General features: G+C 74.7%; 4 protein-coding genes. All 4 read right to left on the bottom strand.

Annotated elements, in window-relative coordinates; translation table 11 throughout:
- Positions 1 to 363: 363 nt before the first annotated feature.
- Complete coding sequence (locus DKT68_RS07555) at positions 364 to 1689, bottom strand: DEAD/DEAH box helicase (RefSeq protein ID WP_201748941.1); 1326 nt, start codon at positions 1687 to 1689, stop codon at positions 364 to 366.
- Between the two features lie 224 nt (positions 1690 to 1913).
- The gene (gene cspE / locus DKT68_RS07550; RefSeq protein WP_101369720.1) at positions 1914 to 2117 is read right to left on the bottom strand and encodes a transcription antiterminator/RNA stability regulator CspE; all 204 of its coding nucleotides are present in this window, start codon (positions 2115 to 2117) and stop codon (positions 1914 to 1916) included.
- A 226-nt stretch (positions 2118 to 2343) separates the two neighbouring features.
- Complete coding sequence (locus DKT68_RS07545) at positions 2344 to 5721, bottom strand: ATP-dependent helicase (protein WP_109816695.1); 3378 nt, start codon at positions 5719 to 5721, stop codon at positions 2344 to 2346.
- A 103-nt stretch (positions 5722 to 5824) separates the two neighbouring features.
- A partial coding sequence (locus DKT68_RS07540) for a RecB family exonuclease (RefSeq protein WP_146218310.1) occupies positions 5825 to 6737 on the bottom strand: 913 nt, incomplete at its 5' end.

The following is a 6737-nucleotide window of genomic DNA, read 5'->3' as shown; positions in this document are numbered from 1 at the left end:
AGCTTCCCCCCGGTGGTCAGCTTCGACCACGGCTCGTCGAAACACAGTCGGCCAGCCGACCCAGCCGAGGCTGATTACCGACTCAGACGAACGGCCGGACGGTCGTGACGACCGGCCGGCGCCTCGTCTCCGCACGTCGATCCACCGCGCCCCGGGGTTCCTGGCCATCGTGGCGACAGGCGCGGGGCCGGGGAGAGCGGCGCGCTCACGCCGAGCCAGACCAGGACCCGGACCGTTTGCCGCTGACGCCGCCGCCTTTGGCGCGGCCAAGGCCCGTCACTGCAATCAGGCCCGCGCGGCCCCGCAGACAGACCGACCCGCCCAGCCGGAGCGGGGCGGGTCGGTCGGGTCGTGCGGAGAAGGTCAGGCGATCCGGGGGCGGCGCGGGCGGCGGGACCGACCCGACGCACGGTGCGCCGGCCGGGCGCCACCATCGGTGGCCGAGCCGCCGCCGGAACCGCCGGCGGTGCGTCCCCGGCCAGCCGCCACCGGCGGGGCGGCGATGGTCACCGGCACGCCGGAGGGCTCGCGGGCGCCGGTCACCCGGACCAGCGCCTCGTCACCCGGGCGCACCTGGACCGACTCCGGCCGGATGCCGGCGGTGGCCATCAGCCGGGACACGTCCCGGCGCTGCTCGGGCAGGACCAGGGTGACCACCGAGCCGGACTCGCCGGCCCGCGCGGTGCGGCCACCCCGGTGCAGGTAGTCCTTCGCCTCGGCCGGCGGGTCCACGTTGACCACCATGTCCAGGCCGTCGACGTGGATGCCCCGGGCCGCCACGTCCGTGGCGACCAGCGCGGTCACCTGGCCGTTGCGGAACTGCTCCAGGATCCGGGTGCGCTGCGGCTGGGACTTGCCGCCGTGCAGCGCGGCCGCGCGTACCCCCTTGGAGAGCAACTGGCGGGCGAGCCGGTCGGCGCGGTGCTTGGTGCCCATGAACAGGATGGTGCGGCCCTCGCGGGCGGCGATCCGGGTCAGCGCGTCGGGCTTGTCCACCGCGTCCACGTGCAGCACGTGGTGGGTCATCGCGGTGACCGTGGCGGTGCCCGGGTCGACCGAGTGGGTGACCGGGCTGCTCAGGAAGCGGCGGACCAGCCGGTCCACGCCACCGTCCAGGGTCGCCGAGAAGAGCATCCGCTGCCCCTGCGGCGCGACCTGCTCCAGCAGCTTGGTGACCTGCGGCAGGAAGCCCATGTCGGCCATCTGGTCGGCCTCGTCCAGCACGGTGATCTCGACCTGGTCGAGCCGGGCGTCGCCGCGGTTGATCAGGTCGTGCAGCCGGCCGGGGGTCGCCACGACCACCTCGGCGCCGGCGCGCAGGGCGTCCGCCTGACGCTGCAACGACAGCCCGCCGACGACGGTGGCGCAGCGCAACCCGACGGCGCGGGCGTACGGGGCCAGCGCGGTGGTGACCTGCTGGGCCAGCTCGCGGGTCGGCACCAGCACCAGGGCCAGCGGACGACCCGGCCGGGCCTTGCGACCGGCGGTGCGGGAGAGCAGCGGAAGCCCGAAGGCGAGGGTCTTGCCGGAGCCGGTGCGGCCCCGCCCGAGAACGTCCCGGCCGGCCAGCGAATCCGGCAGCGTGGCCGTCTGGATCGGGAACGGCTCGGTGATGCCCTGCGCGGTCAGCGCGGTGAGCAGCGCCGGTGCCAGACCGGTGAGGGCGAACGAAGGAATAACAGTGGTCACGCAGAAGCCTTCCTCGACGCGGCACGTGTCGAGGGAGGGCGCCGAAGTCGGCGCTGTCACCGGCTGCGAAGAGGCAGCCAGGACTCACAAGCACGAACCGATTGGAGTACGGGCCGGCCCGCCGCCGGGCCGCCGCCTGCTTAGGCAGGTCGACGGCGGGGCGGGCCAGTCCCGTCACCGTCACACCCGGAGGGCGCGACAGGTAATGCTGGCCGATCCGAAGATCAGATCGGGCGGATGTTCTCCGCCTGCGGGCCCTTCTGGCCCTGGGTCACCTCGAACTCGACCCGCTGGTTCTCGTCCAGGCTCCGGTAGCCGGAGGACTGGATCGCCGAGAAGTGGGCGAAGACGTCAGCGCCGCCGCCGTCCGGGGTGATGAAGCCGAAGCCCTTGTCAGCGTTGAACCACTTCACGGTGCCAATAGCCATGTGTTTCGTCTCCTTGACGGAACGTCGGACCCGCACTTGTTGCGGGCCCGAAGAGGAGCGCTCCGCGCGGGAATGCGCGAATCGCCTGTCGCTTCTGGTCGCCCCGCCCGGAGAACTCCGGACACAACAAAGAGCGCCTGGGGCCACAATCCCGCCAGGCGCACACAGAGTCTCTGGTAACCAAAACTGCAACCCGTTCAACCTACCACGGATTTTCGCGGCATGGTCAATGTTGGGCGGAATCTTCCGGCAACTTCGTGATCAGGGCCGTGAGCCCGGTCACGTCCAGCAGGTCGGCGGGCCGGACGGCCACCCCGTGCCGGACGTAGTGGAACGCCGCCCCCACCCGCTCCACCGGCACACCGGCCAGCTCCGCCCAGGCCAGCCGGTAGACGGCCAGCTGCACCGCGGCCACCTCCGCCGCCGCGCCGCTCGGCTGCGCGCCGGTCTTCCAGTCGACCACGTCGAACCGCCCGCCCGGCCGAGCGAAGACCGCGTCCATCCGCCCCCGGACCACCACCCCGGCGATCACCGTGGCGAAGGGCACCTCCACCTCCACCGGCGTCCGGTCGGCCCACTCGCTGGCCAGGAAGCGCTCCTGAAGCTCGACGAGCGCCTCGTCCGGCGCGGCGTCGGCGTCGGCCGCACCGGGCAGCTCGTCCACGTCGAGCAGCCGGTCCGCGCCGAAGCGCTGCTCCAGCCAGGCGTGGAAGGCGGTGCCCCGGCGGGCGTACGGGTTGGGCTCGGTCGGCACCGGGCGGCGCAGCGTCCGCGCCAACGCCGCCGGATCACGGCGCAACGCGACCAACTGGGTGACGCTCATCTGCCCGGGCAGAGCCACCTCGACCGCACCCGAGAGCCGGGTCACCTCCGCCCGCTCGGCCAGCAGCAGATCCGCCTCACGCCGCCACCGCGCCACCTCCGGGTCGACCTCCGGCTCGACCGGCCCAGCGGCGACCACCACCTCCGCCGGACCGTCGGTCATCAACCGACGGACCAGCGCGGCCGCCTCGGCCAACGCCGGCCGACGGCCGCCCAGCGGGTCGGCCGGCCACTCCGCGCGGAGCACCACCTCCGCGGTCGGGTTCGTCGCGTCCGGGGTCGGCTCCGGCGCCCACGCGTCGACCAGGTGCCCCGGCCCACCATCCAGGCACGCGTCGTACACCTCGCGGAGGAAGACCGACGGGCCGCGCGGCCGCTTGGTCCCCTCCCCCCACCAGTACCCGGAGCAGAGCAGCAGCCGGCGCGGCCGGGTCACCGCCACGTACGTCAGCCGGCGCTCCTCCCGCTCGTCGTGGGCCCGCCAGGCGTCGGTGAAGTCGGTCACCGCCCGGGCCACGGCCCGCTGGTCCGCCGCCTCGTCGAGCGCCAGCTCGGGCAACCCGTCGGCGTCACCGCGCAGCGGGAACGGCAACACGCCCAGCCCGCCCAGCCAGTGGTCGGAGTTACGCACCGGCCCGGGCCACAGCCCCCGGCTCAGCCCGGCCACCGCCACCACGTCCCACTCCAGGCCCTTGGCCGCGTGCGCCGTGACCACCTGCACCGCGCCCTCCACCACCTCCACCTCGCCCGGGGCGAGACCGCGCTCCTCGTCCTCGGCGGCGGCCAGGTAGGACAGGAAGCCGGAGAGAGTCGCGCCCGGCGTCTCCCCGCTGAACCGGGCCGCCACGTCGCCGAGGGCGTCCAGGTGCCCCCGGGCCAGGCCGGCATCGCCCGCGCCGTCTCGGCCGGCCCGCACCGCGACCTCCACGTCCAGGCCGATGGTCCGCTCGATGTCCGCGATCAGGTCCGGCAGAGCCTGGTCCAGGCGGTAACGCAGCAGCGCCAGCTCCCGGCCGTACGCGCGCAGCCGCGCGAAACCCTCCGCCGAGTACGCCTGCGCCGGGCCCAGGTCGGCCAGCGCCTCCACCAGGGTCGCCTCGTCCAGCAGGTCGGGGGTGATCTCCGTGGCGTCGTCGGCGGCCACCTGTCGCCGGGCGTTCGCGATCGACCGGGCACGCCGGTGCAGGGCCACCAGATCGCGCGGCCCGATCCGCCAGCGGGCGCCCGTGAGCAGCCGCAGCAGCGCCGCCCCGTCGGTCGGGTCGGCCAGCACCCGCAGGGTGCAGACCACGTCGCGTACCTCGGGGGTGTCCAGTAGGCCGCCCAGCCCGACCACCTCCACCGGGAGGCCGCGCTCCCGCAGCGCCGACTCGATCGCCGGGATCTGGCTGCGGACCCGGACCAGCACCGCCGTCGTCGGCCGCTGCGCCACGGGAATGTGCTCGGGCGCGGCGCCCGGCATCCGCGCCGCGCCCCGCCAGGCGGCGAGCACGCTGTCCGCGATCCAGCCCGCCTCGTCGGCGTACGTCGGCAGCAGCGCGCAGTGCACCGTGCCGCCGGCCGCCCCACCGGGACTCCGGTGCGGAATCGGGTCCCGGACGGTCAGCGCGGAACGCAGCTCCGGCACCCGGGCGCCGGCCGCGCGAAGCGGGGTGGACAGCGCGTTCGCCACCCGGAGGATCTCCGGGCGGTTACGCCAGCTGGTGGTCAGCCCGAGCGCCTCGGCCGGCTGCCCGCCGGCACGGGCGAACTCCGTGGGGAACCGGTCCAGCGTGCCGGCGCTGGCCCCCCGCCAGCCGTAGATCGACTGGCACGGGTCACCCACCGCGGTCACCGGATGCCCACCGCCGAACAGCGCGTTGAGCAGCACCACCTGGGCGTGGCTGGTGTCCTGGTACTCGTCGAGCAGCACCACCCGGTAGCGGTCCCGCTCGATCTCGCCGACCCCCGGATGGTCCCGGGCCACCCGGGCCGCCCGGGCCAGCTGGTCGGCGAAGTCCATCGCCTCGAAGTCCTCCTTGCGCCGGGCGTACGCCCGCACCAGCGGCAGCAGCCGCAGCCGGGTCTGCTGGAGGGCGAGCGACTTGCGGACGTCGGCGTAGACCCGGCCCGGGCGGGACTGCACCTCCGCGAAGAACCGACCCGTCCAGGCGGCCAACTGGTCCGGGGAGACCAGGTGCTCGTCCAGCTCACCGGCGAGCGCCAGCACCGCGTCGGTGATGGTGCTCGGCATCCTGTCCACCTCGGACATGTCGCCGTCGTAGTTGCGCACCAGCAGGTCGACCAACTGCCACCGGGACGCCTCGGTGAGCAGCCGGGTGGACGGCTCGTAGCCGGCCCGCAGCCCGTGCTCGGTGACGATCCGGCCCGCGTACGAGTGGTACGTGGAGACGGTGGGCTCGCCCGCGAGCGGGTCGTCCAGCGGGTCCCGACCCTGGCGGCCGAGACGGCGGATCAACTGGTCGAGGCGGGTGCGCACCCGGTGGGCCAGCTCACCGGCCGCCTTACGGGTGAAGGTCAGCCCGAGGATCTGCTCCGGACGCACGTACGAGTTGGCCACCAGCCAGACCACCCGCGCGGCCATCGTCTCGGTCTTGCCGGACCCGGCGCCGGCCACCACCAGCAGCGGCTCCACCGGGGCGGCGATGATCGCGGCCTGCTCCCGGGTGGGCGCCGGCAGGCGCAGCAGCTTGGCCAGCTCCACCGGGGTGTAGCGGGGACCGGCGTCGGCGAGTCGGGGCGCCGGCGCCGGACCGGCGCCGAACAGGGCGGGCTGAGTCACGGGGCTGTCTTGGTTCGCGGGGCTGTGTTGGTTCGCGGGGCTGTGTCGGTTCGCGGGGCTGTGTCGGTTCGCGGGGCTGTGTTGGTTCGCGGGGCTCGCAAGCTCACTCCTCGCCCTCACGGGTGCTCCGGACGGTCGGCGGCTCGACGACCTGGCGCCCCTGCCCGGAGACCGGGCAGCTGGTGCGCACCGGGCAGACCCGGCACTTCGAGTTGGCCACGGCGGCGAACGTGGCAGCGGCCATCGTATCGGCGGTCCGCCGGACCAGCGCGGTCGCCCAGCCGGCCGCCGGTCCCTCGCCGACCGCCGGCTGGTTCTGCTCCCGGGCGTCCTTGGCGGAGGTGCCGAGCTGCACGAGCGCGGCGCCTCCGGACTCGTCGCCGAACTCGGCGAACGCCCCCGCCTCCACCGCCGCCTGGTATGCGCCGAGCTGCGGGTGCTCGGTCAGTTCCGTGCCGGTGACGGCGGTGGACTTGCCGGTCTTCAGGTCGATCACCACCAGCCGCCCGTCCTCGTCGACCTCCAGCCGGTCGACCCGACCGGTCAGGTCGACCGGCCGGTGCGGGTCGTCCAGGCGGACCGCGAACTCGTGCTCGATGGCGAGCAGCCGGCGCGGGTTGGTGGCCAGCCAGCGCAGCAGCTTGTCCACCATCGCCTCGGCGCGCTCCCGCTCCGGGCCGGCCATCCACCGTGCCGCCAACTCGATCGCGTCGAACCGGGCGGCCACGTAGTCCAGCAGCGCGCCCCGGTCGGCGCTGGCGTCCTCGGCGAGCATCGCGGCGGCGTGCACCAGGTTGCCCACGCCCTGGGCGGTGCTGGCGGGGCCGCTGCCGCCGTGCCGTTCCAGCAGCCAGCGCAGGCTGCACCGCAGGGCGCTCTCCATCGCCGAGGGGGTGACCCGCACGGGGTCACCCTCATCGACCAGCGGCCGGTCGTCGGAGAGCGCGCGCAGCCCCCACCAGTCGTCCGGGTGCGCGCCGGGCACCCCGGCGCGCACCCGGACGACTGGTGGGGGC

The organism is Micromonospora acroterricola (assembly GCF_003172955.1).
GTDB lineage: Bacteria > Actinomycetota > Actinomycetes > Mycobacteriales > Micromonosporaceae > Micromonospora > Micromonospora acroterricola.
Note: the sequence above shows the minus strand (reverse complement) of the source record. Positions and strands in the feature narration are given on the sequence as shown.

Bases quoted from the DNA above. Each gene is read 5' to 3' on its own strand.
- cspE (WP_101369720.1), bottom strand. From the start codon at position 2,117: ATGGCTATTGGCACCGTGAAGTGGTTCAACGCTGACAAGGGCTTCGGC.